18 protein-coding genes are annotated in these 19,422 nt (G+C 50.4%); 12 read left to right on the top strand and 6 right to left on the bottom strand.

Translation table 11 applies throughout. The features are described from left to right. Positions 1-14: 14 nt before the first annotated feature. The 7 genes from htpX (at position 15) to BLW37_RS03860 (ending at position 5,822) form a co-directional block, all read left to right on the top strand. Positions 15-875 carry a protease HtpX gene (gene htpX / locus BLW37_RS03890; protein ID WP_091339841.1) on the top strand — a complete coding sequence of 287 codons (861 nt, stop codon included), beginning with the start codon at positions 15-17 and terminating at the stop codon, positions 873-875. 231 nt (positions 876-1,106) lie between these two features. Further along, complete coding sequence (locus BLW37_RS03885; RefSeq protein WP_139243656.1) at positions 1,107-1,421, top strand: hypothetical protein; 315 nt, start codon at positions 1,107-1,109, stop codon at positions 1,419-1,421. A gap of 16 nt (positions 1,422-1,437) precedes the next feature. Beyond that, entirely contained in the window at positions 1,438-1,692 is a 255-nt protein-coding gene (locus BLW37_RS18700) for a hypothetical protein (RefSeq protein ID WP_091339832.1), read from the top strand. A gap of 292 nt (positions 1,693-1,984) precedes the next feature. Then, positions 1,985-2,551 carry a hypothetical protein gene (locus tag BLW37_RS03875; RefSeq protein WP_091339828.1) on the top strand — a complete coding sequence of 189 codons (567 nt, stop codon included), beginning with the start codon at positions 1,985-1,987 and terminating at the stop codon, positions 2,549-2,551. A gap of 399 nt (positions 2,552-2,950) precedes the next feature. Next, positions 2,951-3,643 carry an aspartate/glutamate racemase family protein gene (locus tag BLW37_RS03870; protein ID WP_091339823.1) on the top strand — a complete coding sequence of 231 codons (693 nt, stop codon included), beginning with the start codon at positions 2,951-2,953 and terminating at the stop codon, positions 3,641-3,643. 24 nt (positions 3,644-3,667) lie between these two features. Further along, positions 3,668-4,375, top strand: a complete 708-nt coding sequence (locus BLW37_RS03865; RefSeq protein WP_091339819.1) for a hypothetical protein — start codon at positions 3,668-3,670, stop codon at positions 4,373-4,375. 88 nt (positions 4,376-4,463) lie between these two features. Next, complete coding sequence (locus BLW37_RS03860) at positions 4,464-5,822, top strand: alpha/beta hydrolase (protein ID WP_139243655.1); 1,359 nt, start codon at positions 4,464-4,466, stop codon at positions 5,820-5,822. A 64-nt stretch (positions 5,823-5,886) separates the two neighbouring features. On the opposite strand, the gene BLW37_RS03855 is transcribed toward BLW37_RS03860, so the two are convergent. Genes BLW37_RS03855 through BLW37_RS03840 form a run of 4 tightly spaced genes read right to left on the bottom strand, consistent with a single transcriptional unit; the run spans position 5,887 to position 11,002 of the window. After that, positions 5,887-7,791: a putative bifunctional diguanylate cyclase/phosphodiesterase gene (locus BLW37_RS03855; RefSeq protein ID WP_091339810.1), complete on the bottom strand. Its 1,905-nt coding sequence runs from the start codon at positions 7,789-7,791 to the stop codon at positions 5,887-5,889. Continuing rightward, positions 7,784-9,379, bottom strand: a complete 1,596-nt coding sequence (locus BLW37_RS03850; RefSeq protein WP_091339806.1) for a sensor domain-containing diguanylate cyclase — start codon at positions 9,377-9,379, stop codon at positions 7,784-7,786. Before BLW37_RS03850 ends, BLW37_RS03855 begins: the two co-directional genes overlap by 8 nt. After that, positions 9,372-9,812 (bottom strand): hypothetical protein, encoded by a 441-nt coding sequence (locus tag BLW37_RS03845; protein WP_091339800.1) that lies wholly within the window; start codon positions 9,810-9,812, stop codon positions 9,372-9,374. Before BLW37_RS03845 ends, BLW37_RS03850 begins: the two co-directional genes overlap by 8 nt. Beyond that, positions 9,812-11,002: a hypothetical protein gene (locus tag BLW37_RS03840; protein ID WP_091339796.1), complete on the bottom strand. Its 1,191-nt coding sequence runs from the start codon at positions 11,000-11,002 to the stop codon at positions 9,812-9,814. Before BLW37_RS03840 ends, BLW37_RS03845 begins: the two co-directional genes overlap by 1 nt. Positions 11,003-11,374: 372 nt before the next feature. Between BLW37_RS03840 and BLW37_RS03835 the strand changes: the two genes are divergently transcribed. Next, complete coding sequence (locus tag BLW37_RS03835; protein WP_091339791.1) at positions 11,375-12,709, top strand: MFS transporter; 1,335 nt, start codon at positions 11,375-11,377, stop codon at positions 12,707-12,709. 82 nt (positions 12,710-12,791) lie between these two features. Here BLW37_RS03835 and BLW37_RS03830 read toward each other — a convergent pair whose 3' ends face one another. Both BLW37_RS03830 and BLW37_RS03825 read right to left on the bottom strand, forming a co-directional pair. Continuing rightward, positions 12,792-14,363 (bottom strand): leucyl aminopeptidase family protein, encoded by a 1,572-nt coding sequence (locus tag BLW37_RS03830; RefSeq protein WP_091339787.1) that lies wholly within the window; start codon positions 14,361-14,363, stop codon positions 12,792-12,794. Positions 14,364-14,412: 49 nt separating this feature from the next. Continuing rightward, positions 14,413-15,213, bottom strand: coding sequence for a glycerophosphodiester phosphodiesterase (locus BLW37_RS03825; RefSeq protein WP_171907536.1), 801 nt, complete (start codon positions 15,211-15,213; stop codon positions 14,413-14,415). A 130-nt stretch (positions 15,214-15,343) separates the two neighbouring features. Between BLW37_RS03825 and BLW37_RS03820 the strand changes: the two genes are divergently transcribed. From BLW37_RS03820 to BLW37_RS03805, 4 genes are read left to right on the top strand one after another with little or no spacing between them, the layout of a single operon-like run. Next, positions 15,344-16,969 (top strand): PQQ-dependent sugar dehydrogenase, encoded by a 1,626-nt coding sequence (locus BLW37_RS03820; RefSeq protein ID WP_091339782.1) that lies wholly within the window; start codon positions 15,344-15,346, stop codon positions 16,967-16,969. After that, a complete protein-coding gene (locus BLW37_RS03815; protein ID WP_091339779.1) occupies positions 16,966-17,445 on the top strand; it encodes an ATP-dependent zinc protease family protein in 480 nt (159 codons plus the stop codon). Before BLW37_RS03820 ends, BLW37_RS03815 begins: the two co-directional genes overlap by 4 nt. Beyond that, on the top strand, positions 17,442-18,347 hold the full coding sequence (gene rimK / locus BLW37_RS03810; RefSeq protein ID WP_091339777.1) for a 30S ribosomal protein S6--L-glutamate ligase: 906 nt from the start codon (positions 17,442-17,444) through the stop codon (positions 18,345-18,347). The genes BLW37_RS03815 and rimK overlap by 4 nt, the downstream gene beginning before the upstream one ends. Continuing rightward, positions 18,348-19,412, top strand: coding sequence for a succinylglutamate desuccinylase/aspartoacylase family protein (locus BLW37_RS03805; RefSeq protein ID WP_091339774.1), 1,065 nt, complete (start codon positions 18,348-18,350; stop codon positions 19,410-19,412). Positions 19,413-19,422 lie beyond the last annotated feature (10 nt).

The raw sequence follows: 19,422 nt of genomic DNA, 5'->3' as shown, positions 1-19,422 counted from the left end.
AATGAGGTTTCACCATGAAAAGAGTGCTGTTGTTTTTAGCTACCAACCTGGCAGTGCTGGTGGTGCTGAGTATTGCACTGAGTGTTATTTTTACTTTTTTCGGCATTGATCGCTCCAGTATTGGTGGCTTATTGGTATTTGCCGCTATCTTTGGTTTTGGTGGCTCCTTTATCTCGCTGGCGATGTCCAAATGGATGGCCAAGCGCTCCACCGGCGCTGTAGTGATTGAGCAACCGCGCAATGCCACTGAAAAGTGGCTGGTCGATACGGTAGCCCGCCAGGCCCGCAAAGCGGGCATTGGTATGCCGGAAGTAGCGATTTACGACTCGCCGGAGATGAATGCGTTTGCCACCGGCATGAAGCGCAATGATGCTTTGGTGGCGGTGTCTACCGGCTTGCTGCGCAATATGCGCGAAGATGAAGTGGAAGCCGTATTGGCGCACGAGGTATCCCACATTGCCAATGGCGATATGGTGACCCTGACGCTGATCCAGGGTGTGGTGAATACCTTTGTGATTTTCCTGGCGCGTTTGATTGCCGGTGTGATCCGCCAAAACAATCAGCAGCTGGGTACCATGGCGTACTTCGGCATCGTGATTGCGCTGGAAATGCTGTTTGGTGTGCTGGCCAGCATCATTGTGATGTGGTTCTCGCGTCAGCGTGAATACCGCGCCGATGCCGGTGCCGCCCGCTTAGAAGGTGCCAATAAGATGGTCGCTGCTTTAAAGCGCCTGCAGCACAACCATGAAAGCCGGTTAGAGGGCAGCATGGCCGCCTTTGGTATCGCCGGTGGTGGCAAGAAGTCCGAGCTCTTTATGTCGCACCCACCGCTGGAAAAACGCATCGCCGCGCTGCAAAACACCCGCGAGTTCTAAACCAGCAAGGCTCAAACAACCCCAAAAAACCGGCTCCGCAAGGGCCGGTTTTTTTTCAACTTGCTATTCTTTATTAGGTTGATTAGTTGTGAACTTTGCTGTTATAAATCATGCTTTGCTTGTTGATTTAAAGGCTGATTGGTGTATTTTTGTGAAAAATCTTGCAGCCTGATAGGGCTTGGTCTCTTAGGTTGTTTGCGATAGGCATAAAACTTCATGGAGGAAAATCTTTTGGTAGAAACCAAACTTAATAATATTCGCATGCTGCTGCTTCAAAACTCAGCTGAAACTTTAATGGAAAGAGTTCAAATAGCTACGTTGTTTGATTTCTTTTCCGAAAAAGAGCTCAGCATTGGCACTACGAACCAAATTCTTGACTTAAATGGCTTTGCTAGATTGTATAGAGAGGACTTGATTTACGATGTACGAGTTATTACTTCAGACCGTGTATTGCCCCAGCTAGCCAACTTGGTGGGTGGAAGTTCTGGTTATGTGTCCCAGTACAAAGTGATCCGTACCAACACTTTTGGACACCGCGCTAAGTGAGTAAAATCACTTAACGATGACAACAAAGAAAACACGCAAAGTCCATACCCCAGAGTTCAAAGCTGAAGCTCTGAAGCTGGCAGAAAAAATTGGTGTTGCCGCGGCAGCGAAAGAACTCCAGCTCTATGAATTGAAGGCTATCAGCATTTTGACCCAGCTACAAACGGGCAAAGCTATTATAAGTCAGTTGCATACGCTAATTATGGCATGGCAACTACTCGTAATAATGATTTGTATCGGAAGCTCGACTGGATTAAACAGCGGCTGTTGAATCGTATGAGCAATGACGAACTTGAGCAGGCGCATATGTTAACCCAAAAGTTATTATCTGAGGCAATCATTGAGCAAAACTAACAAACGTCACCAAATCGCGTCTATAGGGCGCTCCGAATCGAAACAACTTGCTCGCTTGTGCCCACGGCAGCGACTGCATTCTTGCACTGGCTAGCTAAGCCAGCTAGAGTATGATCAGTTGGTTGCCTGTAGAAATGTGTCTTTTTTTTGGGGTAAATGTATGTCCTGACAGGGCCATTTGACCTAATGTGCTTCCACTTGGAGACAACATGAGTAATGACTCGATTGTTCGCTATAGGATCGATGCGGAGGATAATATTTCTTTCGTAGATGAGGGGTGGTTCCGGTTCGCAGAGGAAAACGACGGAACAGAGTTGATGCGCCCGGAGCTCCTTGGTCAGTCTCTGTGGGATAGCATCACCGACCCGGAAACCTGTCAGATTTATCAGAAGATAGTCTCCCGCGTTCGGCAAGGTAAATTGGCAAGATTTAACCTACGGTGCGATGGCCCGGAGAATCGTCGATGGCTGGAAATGAAGATCAGCGCGGCACCAGACGGCTCTGTCGAGTTTGAGTCGCGCACCATTCGTGTGGAAGACCGCGAGCCGATGGCCTTATTGTCACGGAAAGTGCCGCGTTCGACTGATCTGCTTCGGATCTGTGCTTGGTGCAATCGTATGGACGTGGGGTTTGGCTTCAATGACTGGATCGAAGTTGAAGACGCGACGCAGCGCCTACAGCTTTTTGAACTTGAGCGGCTGCCGCAGCTTACGCATGGGATCTGTGAGGACTGTCTCGAATCGATGACGGATACAATGGACGAAATGGATGCCTAGCGATTATGCTTGCGTGCCCGTGTAAACAAGCGATTTTTGCTAAGAGACGCGGTGTCTCTGCATTGCGAACCATAGAGTCTTTTTGTTACATCAGGATAGCTCACGTGTAGCCGCGACTTAATTAACCCTCTGCGTGGCTTTCGGTGCGAAATTGGGGCGTTAGCTTTCGATGGGAGTATCAAAGGAAATATATATGCCTCGAATTTTGCTTTTTACACTGCTTGTCGTGTCTTGCAGTGTAAGCGCGATCGTTATTCGTCACGACGTCGATGATTCGAAGTACCGGATTCAGGCAACGGAGTTTCCTGCTCTGGCCGACCTGCGTAAGACATTACTCTCTACCAGCTAAATCATGGCACTTAACTTACTCCAGGTAAGCAAAACAATGGTTGCATCTGCATGAAAACAATAGGACTAATCGGCGGTATGAGCTGGGAAAGCACCCAGGGGTATTATCGGGCAATCAACCTTGGGGTGAAACAAGCGCTGGGTGGGCTGCACTCGGCCAGCATCGTGCTGCACAGCGTGGATTTTGAGCCGATTGAAAAGCTGCAGCATCAGGGCGACTGGGACGGAACTGCAGAGATCCTGATTAAAGCGGCCAAAAGTGTTGAAGCTGGCGGCGCTGATTTTGTGCTGATTTGTACCAACACCATGCACAAAGTTGCGGCGCAAATCGAGCAAAGCATCCACATCCCACTGCTGCACATAGCCGATGCCACAGCGGAAGTGCTGGTACAGGAGGGTGTGAAAAAAGTCGGGCTGTTAGGGACTGCTTTTACCATGGAGCAGGCTTTTTACAAAGATCGTTTGGCTGGGCAGCATGGCCTTGAGGTGTTGGTACCCAATGCAGCGGACAGACAGCAAGTGCATCGTATTATCTACCAGGAACTGTGCCAGGGACAGATCAAGCCTGAGTCCAAACAAGCCTATTTGCGTATCGTAAAAGCCTTATCCGACGCTGGTGCCGAAGCGGTTATTTTGGGCTGTACCGAAATTGGCATGCTGATTAAGCAGCAAGATACCGAAGTACCCTTGTACGATACCACCGCCATCCATGCAGCTAAAGCGGTGGAGTGGGCACTGCAATAACAACGATCAAGGAATGAAGCTACTATGCTGCGAAAATGTCTGCTGGCCCTGGGCGTCAGTGTGCTGCTGGGGATGCTGAGTGGCACTTTTTTACAGCGTCATGCACTGGCTTGTGAATTGCTGCCGGTACTGGATTACCAGCAACTAAGGTCCAGCGTCTATGCAGAGCCGGGGATGTCGGCTGAGCAAGCGGCACTATTAACCGGCTTGCTTGAGCTGGCCTTTGATCGTATTGAAGCCCTCTATGGCACACCTGTATCTGCACCGCGCTTTATCATTACTTCGAATGCTGAATCTGCTTTGGCGTGGGGTGCCAACGAGACAGCCTCGATGCACCGACTGCCTTGGCGATCCTGCATTGTGATTGGCCCGAAAGGGCAAAATGTGGATGTAGTAGCCCATGAATGGCTGCATGCTGAAATTCAGCAACGGGTTGGTTTTATGCGCTTGTTAAAAGAAATCCCGGTTTGGTTTGATGAGGGTGCTGCTTTAACGGTCGATCACCGGGCGCCGTTTTTACCAGAGAATATTGAACTGACCGCTGCAGAGGTGCATGACGTTACCAAACGCGCAAGCGCCAGAGCGTTTTTCTCCGGTGATATCCGCAGCCATTACCAGGCCGCCAGATTAGCGGTTGAGCCTTTGATCGTGCCGGAGCAGTTCTATGCGGATCTTGGCCGTATCGCGGCGGGGGAAAGCTTCGCACAGGTGTTTTTAAGTGAACAGCAGTAAGCCATGGTTTAAGCTGCAAAGAACTTGTCACTGTTAATTTTGTGTTTTATGTTGCGTACCTGACAATATTTGACTCAGGGATCTTATTTTGAAAAGCATTTATACCTTTGTTGGCCTAGTGGCGCTTTACGCTAATACTGCAGCCGCTGCCTCGTTCGGCCCATGCATGGACCCGGTTACGGACGCCACTCTGGCTGCGTCGAGCTGCGCGCGAGTGAAAGTACCGCTGGATCATGCCGGGCAGGTTGAAGGCGAGCTGGAGCTGGCTATCCGTAAATTTGCTGTGGAAGACCAGGCCAGCAGGCGCGGTCAGATTTGGTTGATAGCGGGTGGGCCAGGGGAGCCGGGTGCCGCTTTTTATCCCTTTATCGATGTGTTTCGTGCTGCGTTTCCGGACTACGATCTGCTGATCCCGGATCATCGTGGTACCGGTGAGTCCAGCCGCTTGTGCCCGGAGCAAGAGGCATTGGATAGCGAGGACGGCTATGCCCTGGCTGGCTCCGAGTGGGGCCCTTGTATTGGTTACCTGTTTGCAAACCCGGCGCGAACCCAGGCGTTCAGTATTACCAATGCCGCTCAGGATTTAGCGGCACTGATCAAACGGTATCGTGAGCCCGGTGAAGTGAAGCTGTACGGCGTGTCTTATGGCACCCAGTTGGCGCTGCGCCTGCTGCAAGTGGCCCAGCCAGAGCTGGATGCTTTGATTTTAGATGGCCTGGTGCCGCCGGAGTCGGCAGCGCAATGGGATCTAAGTTATCGTACTGCCATTGTGGATGCTGTGGGCCGTCAGTTGCTGGATCAAGAAAGCACCCTGCGGCTGAACACTTTGTTAGCCAATGAAAGTAAACCTTGGAAAGAGGTGTTAGGCCGCACGGATCTGCGTCAATTTCTGGGCGCTTTGTTAAATTACCCTGACTTGCGGGCGCATATCCCGGCGATGATCGATGAACTGACCAGAGCAGAAACAACCCTGTTGCAACAAACGGCCACAGCATTGACGAAAAGCCATGAAGAATTAACTCCTTATCCGCAGTCGGCCAATTCGCTGCCATTGGTGATGCTAATCAGTGCATCGGAAAACAACAGCCGGCCTGATTTGAGCGCTGAAATAGTGGCTAAGGAAGCCAAAGATGCGCTCTTTATCAGTCCACTACCTGGCCTGCTGACCAACAGTGCCGCGCCACTGTACCAGCGAGATCAGTATTTCGGTCAGGTACCAGAGCAGCTACCGCGGACTTTAATTATCCACGGTACCCTGGATCCCAACACCCATTATGAAGGAGCTTTAGCTCATGCAGAACTGTTGAAACCTGCGGGGGAGGTCCAGTTCTCGACTGTTAGGCATGGTGCTCACTTTTTAGCGATGGCGGCCCCTGAGTGCTTTATACAAGTCGCTTCTGCTTTTGTAGGGGATGCAGAGGTACCTGAACACTGCGATGCCTTATGAACCACAGCTGGCACCGGATTAGTATGACGACAATCTGTTGTAGAGCCAGCAATAAGCTATTAGTTTAGGCGGACTGTTGCTGTAAACGACTGAGGAACTCAGCGCATGGCAGTGGCGGAGCCCAGAAATAGCCTTGGCCATATGCACAACCTTGCGTCTTGAGTTCTGCAGCTGTTTCTGCATCCTCAATGCCTTCTGCAACGTTTACCAGCCCCATGGCACTGCTCATTTTGATAATGGCGTTGACTATGTGTTGTTGCTGCGGGTTGGATAGCATATTTCGCACAAAAGACATGTCAATTTTAAGTGTCGATGCATTAAAATTAGCCAGATAATTCAAGTTTGAGTACCCAGTGCCAAAGTCATCAATCGCAAAATTGACTCCTTTTTGAGCCATGGTATGAATCTGCTGTTTCACATGCACTGCGTCCTCGATGAACAAAGACTCTGTAATCTCCAACTCAAGCATGCTTGCATCCAACTGATGTTTTTGCAGCGCTCTAAATACGTGGTTGGGTAAGTTACCCCGTTTGAACTGTACCGGAGACAAATTCACGGCAACCGTCATCCGTGCGAATCCAAGCTGGTGCCACTTTGCGCATTCAGCGCAAGCGGTCTCGATAGCCCATTTGCCAATTTCCACAATCAAACCTGAATGCTCTGCAACCGGAATGAACGTATTTGGAGGAATAATGGCACCATTTTTATTCCACCGAATCAGTGCCTCAGCACCTACAAATAAATTTGAAGCCAGCTCAACTTTCGGCTGGTAATAGAGCTCGAATTCATTATGCTCAATAGCGTGCTTAAGCTCTTTTACCATCGCCAAACGCTGTGAGGTTGACTCTTCCATTTGTCGTTCATAGAACTGATAAGAATTCAGTTCTGTTTCTTTTGCTTTATATACGGCGAACTGAGCTTTTTTATACAACTCAACAAAATCATTGCCATCAAAAGGAGCTACTGCTGCGCCAAGCCAACAACCCACATCGTAATCATAATCGCTGAGTGATAAAGGCAGTGTCGTTGTTCGAATGGCCTGATGACAAAAGTCGTTTAACGCAGCAAAGTCGCGCACTTGTTTTATAAAGGTAAACTCAGCACCACCGGTACGATAAACGAAAGTGCTATCATCTTCTAGCTTTAGAAAGCGCCTGGTAAGCTGGACCAATAACTCACTACCAAAATCATGACCAAGAGTGGCATTGATCCAGTTAAAGTCATTCATGTGTAAAGTGATAAAGCTGAGAATGCTGCCGTTTTTTCGGCTATTGGACAGGTGCAAGTTTAGATCTGCTTTGCATTTCTGATTATTAGGCAAACCGGTTAAATCGTCATACAACATACGCCGTTCAGACTCTTTACGAGCAGCTTGGTCCAGCGCTTTTTGTCTGGACAGTTTTGCAATTAGGCCCTTCATAAATCGAGTGATAACAACGATACCTAAGCCATAGACTGCTATGATTGCCGCCATGTCGATGGCTTTTGCCCATACCGAATAGTGAGTGCTGACATTACTGACAACTAATTCAGTAGTCACCGCATAAGCTAAGCCAAAAAAGCTTAAGAACATAAATAGGGTTAATGGCAAAACCATAGCCCAGCTACCGAAAAATACTGCAAAAATGAGTACGAAGGGGTATAGCAATAGTGACGTATCGTACAAACCATCGTAATAAAACGCTTTGGATAGCGCAAAGATGGCCACAGTCCACAGCACCATGCCGGCAACAATATTGCTGGTGTCGCCATTAAGCAGCCAGGTCAAACCCAGCAGCAACCCAATAATCGCCAAACTCTCGATGATCCACTCACCGTTACTGTGCAGTAGATCGCTGATCGATATAAACAAAAAAAGAATGATAAAAACACCAATGACGGCTCTTACCTGCGCAACCCGTGATTTCATGTCCTGAAATAACAACACCGTGGCGGCGATTTGCTTGAAAGAGGATGGGGGCTTAAGCATGTGAACACTCAGGGTTGCCAGGTAGGGGCGCGAACTGCAGAAATTGATCGGGCTGGCTGTCTTTCACTTCTTTAGCTTGATACATCGCTTGATCCGCTAAATGCAACAGGGTCTGCAACTCATTGCTATGTTCTGGATAAAATGCCACACCGCAACTAGCGCCAACCACCACATTGGTTTCAAAGCTGGGAAGATAGTAGGGTTTTGCTATTCTTTTGACCAGCTGCTCAACCAACTGACGTGTTTGTACCTTATCCACGTCTTTCAAAAGCAAGACAAACTCGTCGCCCCCCCAGCGCCCACCGAAATCTGTTGGCCTTATTGTTTTCTTAATCCTGTCAGCAACAAAAATTAAAATTTCATCCCCGGCTTTATGGCCGTATATATCGTTTACTTGCTTAAATTTGTTTAAATCGATCAATACCAGTGCGAACCGGTTATCAGGCACCATCAGAGTAGTAAGCTGCTTTTCCAACCCCTGCCGATTATGCAATTTGGTGAGTTTGTCAAAGTCAGCCTGATAGGCTAGAAGATCCAAATCGCGTTTACGCTTTGAGATATCGTGCAGAGTGACTTGGTAGTATTCCCGCATATCGTCACTAACAATAGACGTTATAACCACTTGTACCCAAAGTGAGTCATTGTCAGCATGTGGTTTTAGTTTAAATTCTCCTGTTGCAATCTCGTCATTCTCGAACGCCGTTTTTACCACCTCGTCAAGCTGACCGGGTTCATCGAATAACTCGGCAAGTAAAGAACCATAACTTTTTTTAAGCTGCAAACCGAGTTTATCCAGCGTTTTTCCAAAGGCAGAGTTAAACAACAGAATATTGCCGGACGGCTCCATAAGAATGATGGGTGATAATGAATTTTCGAACAACATGCGAAAACGCTTTTCCAACGCTTCTATTTCTTCACGCAGTTTTCGTTCCTGATTAAACTGATCTTCGGTCTTATCAAGCAACTTGTTGACATCGCGTACCAAGAGTCCAAGCTCACTGTTATCATGAAACTCAGGGATCACTAATCTGCTGCCATCGCCGGGTGTCGTTTCGTGCAGTGCTCGTGCTATCTTGATCATTGGCCTGGTGATTAAGAAAGAAGCGACAAAGATAGCAACAAAAGTAACCACCATCGCCTGTAAAGCCATTGCTTTAGAGTTTTCGGCCGCCAATTGGCGGGCACGGGTTTCAATAAACTCAATATTCGGCTCTATCAATAATTGCCCGACAAATTTATCTGGTTCAAACAAAGACTTTATCGGAAAGACAACCGGGCTATTGAAGGCATGTTCATTGGCAGTTAGCCTGGTGTCGGAGCCTTCAAATATCATGCTGACATTCAACACTACACCATTTGTGGAGAGACCATCCACAACTTCCTGGGCTAAATCTTGCTCCGCCAGGTACGCTGCCGTTGCGGCGGTTGCCTCAATCGTTTTATATAAACTTTCAATACTCTGGTGAGCTATGGTCACTTCCTGATTGACGGTGAGCCGGTAAAAAAGTTGGGTCGATAAAAAGCCAATGGCTATAGAAGCAAAGCCAATGACCACAGCTAAACGGACTAATAATCCACTTTTATTCATCAAACTGATAAACCACTTTCACATCGTCTGTAATATTGGAAGCAAAGATATAGGTAATAGCTGAATCTGTTGTCGCCAGAAACTGCAATGCGGCTTGTTGATTACCTTGTTGAATTGGTGGCCGCGCATTTCCTGAAAATCGAACTCTTGACCAGTAAGCATTCACCCGGTTTAACGGCATACCAACCAGCTCAAGATAGAACTGTTCTTTAAGCTTGCTATCGTTGTCAATGTCGATTGGTTGTGCTCTTCGGCCATCAGGGAAGGCGACGTATTTCCCCATATACAGATCAATTAGCTGTGAGCGGGTCAGCTCGTTGATCGGGTTATCTTTATGTACCACCACGACCAGTTGGTCGGCAGTACTAGCTAAGCTGACTGTGTTTAAAGCTCCAACCAGCAGCAACATTTTGAGTACTATTGTGCCGTTCATCAGAATGCAAAGCTCACATTGGAAAATAAGGCATTCACACGCCCAGTTGGTCTGTCGAGGTTGCCAAGCATTTCGGACGGTTGCCAGAGAGTACTGCCACCACTGCCAATACGGGTATGATCCCACTGCAATTTAAAAGACATATTTTCGGTGAAATCCCAGCGCCAGCCTAACGAAAATGTTTGCTGATTCACGCTATAAAAGCCAAGTGACATTTGCGTGTTATGGTATATTTCCAGCCCACTCGGAATCTGCTGCAATAATTGTAGATCCACGTCGTCATCCGCTAACTGATCGCTTCGGCTAAAGGCAAAAGTCGCGAACAAATTATGCTCGTTAGCATGATAAATACCGCTAAGATAGCCGCCTACTACATTTGGCACAGATAGGCTCTCGGCACTGATCCGTGCCAGCTCAGTAATAAACGTCATCTTTGGCAGATAGTACTGCCCACCTACAGAAGTATAAGTGCCTTTGGTATTGTTAATCTCCATGCCATTGGCCAGGCTTTCAGCGTTCGGCCAAATATGGTTAAAACCTGGGACTTGTGCATTGAGTTGCTTAATCGCATTGACCAATGGGGTTATCAACTCAGAATCGAAAGTGACCTGACTATGATTCAGTGAAATATCCCAGCCCATGGTCTTGTAATCCAAAGCAATACCGACAACATCACTAAACTTCACAGGCTCCGCCTCGGGTAAACCAAAGCCACTGACGCTGGCCTCACTCTGCCCGTAAAATAGTTTGCCGGAGAAAGTACCCGTACCGATGCGCCGCGTGTAGGTCGCATCAAGCCCATCGATGTTACGATGTGGAATAACGCCGTAAATTTCAGCTGGCACATGCGCCCAGGGGTGAGCAAAGCCAATATCACGAAACTCTGTTAACAAAAATAAATCAAGAGCGATACGCCCACCCCGGAATGACCAGTTCGGATTTGGGCTGTAGCGGACAAATGCCATAGTAAGTACCGAATCCAAGGTAATGTCGTCTTGGTTACGGTAAATAACCTGTACTACAGCGTCCAGGCCCGAGTGCATTATTAGGTCGAATTGCAGCCCTATGTTACTGGATTCAGCAACATCAATCTGACCAGAAAATACACCACCCGAACTTGAAAAGTCGGCACGATAGCCAAACTCGTTCGAGTCGGTCACGGCCACTCCCAGGGTACCAAAACCAGACACTCTAGCGCTTGACTCCGTTAATGCAGAGTTGCTGAGTAAAACTAGTATGGCGGCGGCTATCAATTTGATTATTGGCATTGTCTATGACTTTTCCTACAACTGACCTTATCTGAGTACAAGGCGGATTAAACCAATTCATTCGCTTGCTTAGCGTTTTATCAGTGTAGCATGCCTAAAAAAAAACTCGATTTTCCCGAGTGTTTATTTAGGCCGCTCGATCAAACAATAACTCAGTTTTGTAGGTTTCGAAATATTGGTTGGTTGCACTGCTATAAAACACTTGAATGGATTTGTCTTTCAGAAAAAGCTGCTGCTTGCAGCCTCAGGTGATTTTCATGCTAGAGTGATAAAAAGACTTGATTTGAGTGTGTTATGACGCCAACAAAGCTGGCTCCAAAACGGGAAATCTTTGGCTGGGCGATGTTTGATTTCGCCAATCAGGCCTATACCTTGCTGATTATCACCGTCATTTACGGTGATCTCTTTACCCGCATTGTGGTGGGGGACAGCCCGGATTACCGTACCGGCAACTTGCTGTGGAGCCTGTCGCTGGCCATCAGCTATTTGCTGGTGGTGGTGGCAAACCCGATTTGCGGCGCTGTGATGGATTTTTCCGCCAGCCGTAAGCGCTTTTTGTTCGCCAGTTACCTGTTAACCGTTGGTGCGACGGCACTGTTGTACCTGGTGGAGCCGGGTTGGATTGTACCGGCCATGCTGCTGATCATTGTGTCGAACTTTGCCTACGCCATTGGCGAGGGCTTTATTGCCAGCTTTTTAACCGATCTGGGACCACGCAAGGCGCTTGGCTGGATCTCTGGCCTGGGGTGGAGCCTGGGCTATATTGGGGGCTTGCTGGCGACTGCTTTTACCCTGTACTTTTTGGGCGAAGTCTCGCTGGAGAACTACGATACCATTCGTTTGGTCGGGCCTTTTGCCGCGGCTTTCTTTTTACTGGCGGCTATTCCAACCTTCGTGTTTGTGCGCGAGCGGGGCCAAAAGCGAGCTTTGCCTGCCGGGCAGAAGCTGGTGACGGCCGGGCTTAAGCGGTTAAAACAGACCTGGCAGCATCTGCCGCAATTTCGTGATCTGCGAATTTTGCTGATTTCGGTATTCTTTGCTATGGCCGGCATTTACATCATCATTGCTTTTTCTTTTATCTACGGCGCTCAGGTGATTGGCTGGGATGAACAGGTGCGGGTGCTGATGTTTGTCACGGTGCAGATTACCGCGGCGCTTGGTGCCGTTGGCTTTGGCTTTTTGCAAAGCGCCATCGGCGCCCGTACCACCTACATGCTAACGCTGCTGCTGTGGCTGCTGGCAATTTTGGCCATTTGGCAAACGCCGGGGTTAACCGCACTCAGCCATGCCTGGTTCGATGTGAATTGGCAGGCGCAGTACGTGTTTTTGTTTGCCGGGGTGCTGGCCGGGGCCAGTTTAGGGGCCTCGCAATCGGCGGCCCGGGCTTTGGTGGGGGTGTTAACGCCCAATGTGAAAGCCGCAGAGTTTTTCGGTTTCTGGAGCATGACCACCAAGCTGGCTGCAGTATTTGGCATGGTGGGGCTTGGGGTGATGCAGTGGGCCTTTGGCCTGGCCGATGCCATTATCTTTTGTTTGCTGTTGTTTGCATTGGCGATAGTGGCGGTGCTGCCGCTGAATGAAAGCCGGGGCAGTGCAGTGGCCGAAGCCTGGCAGGATCAGGTGGAATGATCACCCATCTCTGGCGTGAGAAACCTTCCCACGAAAAAGCGGCCCGAAGGCCGCTGCAACAGAACTGGTGCTCATTTATCGCTTAATTCTGCTGTGCCTGAAACAGCTTGACCCACTCTGTCAGTAAGCGCACACCGTAACCACTGCTGCCTTCCGGGTGAATGCCGCTGGCGCTGGCATTAAAGGCATCGCCCGCCATATCGATGTGTGCCCAGGGGATATCGCCGGCAAAATGCTGCAGGAAAATTGCCCCGGCCTGGGCTCCTGGTGAGCCGGTATTGATGCGATCAGCAATGCGGCTGCGCACTATGGTATCGTACCCATCCAACGGCATAGGCCAGACACGCTCCTGCACCAGTTCGCCAGCTTCACGCAGCGTGGTTTCGATCTGCTGATCTTTGGTAAAGAGTGCTGAGTAGCTGGTGCCTAGAGCGCCCACTTTGGCACCGGTTAAGGTGGCAATATCCACAATGGCGCGTGGTTTAATGTGCTCGCGGGCGTACCAGATACCATCCGCTAAGATCAGCCGTCCTTCCGCATCGGTATTGCCAATTTCGATGGTGCTGCCATCACCGGCGGTGACTACATCGCCCGGCAATTGCGCAGTACCGGAAATCATATTGATGGACAGTGGTACCACGCCCACTACATGGGCCTCTGCTTTTTGACCGGCCAGTGCCTGAATAGCACCTACTACGGCAGCACCACCGGCTTTGTCGGTATGCATCCGCAAAATAGAAGCAGCCTGAGTTTTCAGGTTATAGCCACCGGTATCGAAGGTATTACCTTTCCCCACTAAAGCGATAGGTGCTTCGTCGTTATTGCCGCGCCAGCGCGCGACCAACAAGTGGGCTTTCATATCGCTGCCCTGGCTTACGCCATACAACGACCCCATGCCAAGGGCTTTGACTTGCTCTGGACCTAATATGGTAACTTCTACACCCATTGGTTCCAGCACCGCTTTGGCGAAATTGGCAAAGGCCTCCGGGTAGCCACTGCTGCCAGGCAGGTTGGTAAGTTCGCGGGCGGTGAACACTCCTTGCGCCAGTGCTTGTTTTTGCTCAATTTGAGCTCTGGCATCGGTTGCCAGTGCTACTTGCCAGCTGTAACGCTGGGCCGGCCGCTCGTCTGGCTGGCTTTTAAAGCGATCAAAGCGGTAGTTGCGTAGCTCCACGCCATGAGACATCGCAGCAGTAATGCGATGGTTGTCGCTGGCATTGGCAATCAGCTGGCTGTGCACATGCACGGTTTCGGCTTTGGTGCCATTAACCCAGCTGCTTAAACTGGCACCCATATCTTCAGCTTTGACTCGTGTCAGCTCAGCCGGGTTACCGACACCTAACAGCAGAACGCGGCCATAATTCAGACCGACAGGAGCGACAATCTCCAACTGTGAGCCGGCTTTGCCATCAAAGGCAGCCACGCTGATGGCGCGATTAATATGGTTGCGGCTGGCACGATCCCAGCCGGATAACCGCAGTTCGCCACTATCTTCCGGTACCAGTACCACCAGCAAGTCAGCTTGCTGCATTGACTCGGTAACAGAGAACTGGGTATGAATATAGGGAGCAGGTGTGACCGCCGACACGGAAGTGCTGAGCAAGGTGCTTCCGGCCAATACAGCGCCAATACTTAGCGCAAGCAGAGTCTTCATAGGGAACCTCATTGTTGTTGAAAGCTATGTTGTTGTTTTTCGAAACCTATTATCGGAACTTTTGCGGGCATTGCAAGCGTAGCGGTTGATCACTGAAGATCCAATCTACGCCCCGATTGGCTTCACGGTTCAAAATGTCGGGGTGATTGACCTGGCCGGTGCCGGTTTGTTTGCCTGCATGTTTTAATTGTTGCAACAGCGGGGTAGACAGCAGAGCAAAGGAACCCGCCACGGCGCCATGACCGAGCTCAAGGTTCTGACGAACGATTTGGCTGGTGTTGGTAAGGGCTACATCAATCAACACGCTGGGGGGCAAAAACCGAAAGCCTTCCAGATGATCGGGTTCCAGGCTGAGCAAGTGGAAATGTTTATCCGGCTCCAGTTCATTCAGCAGGGCTTTGAGCTGGCTGGGTAGCTGCGGCCGTTGTCGCCACGACTCTTTAACTTCTATCATCAAATGCAACTGCTTACCATAGCGGGAAATCACCTCCTGTAAATGAGGAATAGCGGGAAGGGCCCGGCGCAAATCATCAAAACGGGTTTCGGCTATCACCAGATCCGGGCGGTTGAATAAACGGCCACAGGCCGGGTCATGGTGCACCACAGGCTCACCGTCCAGGGTCAGGTGAATATCCAGCTCAATGCCCCAGATCTGATGCACCAGGCAGCGGTCAAAGGCCGGCAGGGTATTTTCCAAAATGGTGCTGCCATCATTCTGTCTGCAGTTATGATAAGCTCCACGATGGGCAACCAGCCTGACCTCTGCAGGGTCCACACCAGGCCGACAGTGCGGGCTAAGACGCCACAATTGGTTGGCCAGGTTGTTTAGGTAATCTGTCCAATCGACCACGTTGAGTATCCTATCTTGAACCAGGCTATTGGTTTTACAGTAAAATCATAGCAGTTACAGGATCACTGCACTACTATTAAGTCTCTTAGACGCGAGTCGCTTATTGATATGAAGGATGGGGAGGAAATCCATGTTGGCTGTCTCTGCTTGGCGCAAACTGCTGCTGCATTTCATTTGGACTTGCTTACTGGCCGTGCTGCTTAGCACCCTGGCGCAAACTCAGTTTAACTTATTGGCTCTGCAGCAACTTGGTATTGCTATTTCATTCAGTGAACGACTGACAACCAGTCTGCATGATTTGCGTCATTTTGCGCCTGTCTACGCGGCTATTTTCAGCTGCAGCTATCTGGTATCACAGAGCATAGCGTTCTGGCTAAGAAGGTGGGTAGCTTCACGCTGGCAGGTGGCGTTATTTGCTCTGGCGGCAGGCATTGGCTTGCTGTGCACTTTGTTATTGGTGAATGCGCTTGCCCCGATGCCGACTTTAATTGCAGCAAGCAGAAGTCTGCCGGGTTTGCTTAGTTTGTTGTTGATGGCAGCCTTGGCTGGTGCACTTTTTGCCAGAGCTCTGCAACAATCGTCAGGAGCCGGATCAAACAGGCAGGTTGATGCCAGTGCGCTGGCAGCACTGCTGCTCCCTGTAATGCTGCTCAATGGGTTAGTTACACCAGCTGCAAGCGCTGTGGAGAGCGATTATCGGATTGAAACTTTGGTCAATGAGCTGGAACACCCCTGGTCTTTGGCCTTTTTATCCGGTGGTACCATGCTGGTGACGGAGCGGCCCGGGCGATTGCGGTTGATCCATGCAGATGGCCGATTGGAACCAGAACCCATTGCCGGGCTTCCTACGGTGTTTGCTTCCGGCCAGGCCGGGCTGTTTGATGTGGTACCAGCCCCTGATTTTGCCCAAAGCCAACAGATATTTCTTAGTTATGCATGTGGCCGCATGCGGGCTAATCATACCTGCCTTGCCCGTGCCCGCCTGGATTTAAGCCGGCTGGAGTTAACTGAGCTGACTGAGATTTTCCGGACCTATCCGGCCAAAACCGGCAATGCCCATTACGGCGGCCGGTTGGCATTCCTTAGCGATGGCAGCCTGGTTCTTAGCCTTGGTGATGGCTTTGATTACCGTGAGGAAGCGCAGCGGCTAAGCAGTCACTTGGGTAGCATTGTACGACTCTGGCCGGATGGTACCGTGCCTGAAGATAATCCATTTTTTGGTCAGACAGGTGCTTTAGCAGAAATCTACAGTTATGGTCATCGCAATGTGCAAGGGCTGGTGTATGATAGCGCCAATCAGCAGCTGCTTAGTCATGAACACGGCCCCAAAGGCGGCGATGAACTCAATCGAATTCAGCCAGGCCTGAATTATGGCTGGCCTGTGGTGACCCAGGGCATTGATTACACCGGTGCTCGTATCACCCCTTTTACCGCGTATCAGGGTATGCAGCTACCGTTGCTCGACTGGACCCCTTCGATAGCTCCTTCTGGCCTCACCCTGTATCAGGGCGACTTATTTGTCGACTGGCAGGGCGATCTGTTGGTCGGTGCTTTGGCAGGTCGTCAGCTGCAGCGGGTTCGCCTGACAGAGCAAGGAGCAGAGATTGTTGAGGTACTATTGGCTGAGCTGGCTGAGCGTATCCGTGATGTCCGCACCGGACCAGACGGCGCCTTGTATGTATTAACCGATGATGCGCGCGGGCGTTTGCTTAGAATTACCCCGGCGCTGGATGGAGCAGGAGCAAAAGTGTATTGAAGCCAATAAGGAATGAAGTCAGCCCCATTGGCTGGCGGGAGTGGGTGGCACTGCCAGAGCTGCAGATCCCACACATTAAGTGCAAAGTGGATACCGGCGCGCGCAGCTCTGCCTTGCATGCTTTTTCCGTGGAGTCTTTTCAAAAAGAAGGCGAAGAGTGGGTCCGGTTTGGCATGCACCCCTTACAGCACAACACCGAGCAGGTGATTTGGTGTGAAGCCAAAGTGCATGATAAGCGCGAAGTGACCGACTCGGGTGGGCATACCACTGAGCGCTATTTTATCAAAACCGAAGTAATGGTGGGGCAAGAGCGCTTCGCCATTGAAGTGTCGCTGACCAGCCGTGACACCATGCTATTTCGGATGCTGCTGGGCCGCGAGGCCTTACGCCATCGCTTTGTGGTGGTACCAGAGGCTTCTTATTTGCAGCCTCTACCAACCAATGAGCCGTTATCTGATAAGGTTAAGTCTGTATGAAAATCGCCATTTTGTCCCGCAACCCAAAACTTTACTCCACCAAACGGCTGGTCGAAGCTGCGCAACAACGCGGCCATGAAGTGCGGGTGATTGATGCGCTGCGTTGCTACATGAACATTACCTCGCACAATCCGGAAATTCACTACAAAGGGGAAGTTCTGACAGGCTTTGATGCGGTGATCCCGCGTATTGGTGCCTCCATTACCTTTTATGGCACGGCCGTGTTGCGTCAGTTCGAGATGATGAATGTCTATCCGCTGAATGAGTCGGTCGCTATCAGCCGCTCGCGCGATAAACTGCGCAGCCTACAGCTGTTATCAAGACGCGGCATCGGTTTGCCAGTCACCAGCTTTGCCCACTCACCAGATGATATTGAAGATCTGCTCAGTATTGTCGGTGGCGCGCCAGCGGTGATCAAATTGCTGGAAGGCACTCAGGGCATCGGTGTGGTGTTGGCGGAAACCAACCAGGCAGCGGAAAGCGTGATCCAGGCCTTTATGGGCTTAAAGCAGCACATTCTGGTGCAGGAGTTTATTAAAGAAGCCAAAGGCTCCGACATCCGAGCCTTTGTGATTGGGGGCAAGGTAGTGGCCGCGATGAAACGCCAGGCCAAAGAAGGTGAGTTTCGCTCCAACTTGCATCGAGGTGGCACCGCCCAGCTGTGTCGGATCACGCCAGAAGAGCGGGCCACTGCCATTCGGGCAGCCAAGGTGATGGGGCTGAATGTCTGTGGTGTGGATTTGCTACGCTCCAATCATGGCCCAGTGGTGATGGAAGTGAACTCGTCACCTGGCCTGGAAGGGATAGAAGGCGCCTCCGGCAAAGACATTGCCGGTGCCATAATTGAGTTTATCGAAAAGAACGCCAAACCGAACCGAACCAAAACCAAGGGGCGTGGTTGAATGAGTGAGCAAGGCCGAAGTCGTAATCGTAGTATTCGGATTGGTGGTGTTGAGGTAAAGCCCGGTGAGCGCAAAACCATCGATGTGCGTGGCAGTAAGCTCTATACCCATACCCCGGTAACGATGCCGGTACAGGTGCTCTGCGGCCGGCAGCATGGGCCAGTACTTTTTATTAGTGCTGCGATCCACGGGGATGAAATCAATGGTGTAGAAATCATTCGCCGGCTGCTTCAAGTACCGGCACTAAAACGCCTAAAGGGCACCTTACTGGCGGTGCCTGTGGTGAATTTGCACGGCTTTATTAACCAAAGCCGATATTTACCAGACAGGCGTGATTTAAATCGCAGCTTTCCTGGCTCCAACAAGGGGTCGATGGCTGGACGGCTGGCACGGCTTTTTATGACCGAGGTGGTCAGTCAGGCCACCCATGGCATAGATTTGCATACCGGCGCTTTGCATCGCTTTAATTTGCCACAAATCAGGGCTGATCTGGATGATCCGGAAGCGCTGCGGCTTGCCAAAGCCTTCGGTACCCCGGTGATCCTCAATTCTGAGCTGCGTGAAGGCTCACTGCGCGAAGCGGCAGGACAAAACAAGATCCCAACCTTGTTGTACGAAGCCGGCGAAGCACTGCGTTTTGATGAAGTCTCCATTCGTGGTGGTGTTGAAGGGATTCTGCGGGTGATGCGGGCACTAAATATGCTGCCACCATCCAGACGCTTTCAGCAAAAAGAGCCGGTTATGGCACGCTCCAGTGCCTGGGTACGAGCACCACAAAGTGGCATTTTCCGGGCTTTTGTTCGTGAAGGTGAGCGGGTGCTGAAAGATCAGACCGTGCTTGGCGTGGTATCAGACCCCTTTGGTGAGTCAGAACAGGAAATTCGCTCGCCTTATAGCGGCATTATTATCGGCTTGCTGAAGCTGCCTTTGGTCAATGAAGGCGATGCGGTTTACCACATAGCTCAGTTTTACCGCACTGATATTGCAGCTGACCGGGTCGAGAGTTATCAGGAAAGCCTGGAAGCGCACGATTACCCCTACAGTGATCATGCAATGAATATTTAAAACGATAAAA

It is taken from the genome of Alkalimonas amylolytica (assembly GCF_900107845.1).
In the GTDB taxonomy this organism is placed as follows: domain Bacteria; phylum Pseudomonadota; class Gammaproteobacteria; order Enterobacterales; family Alteromonadaceae; genus Alkalimonas; species Alkalimonas amylolytica.
Note: the sequence above shows the minus strand (reverse complement) of the source record. Positions and strands in the feature narration are given on the sequence as shown.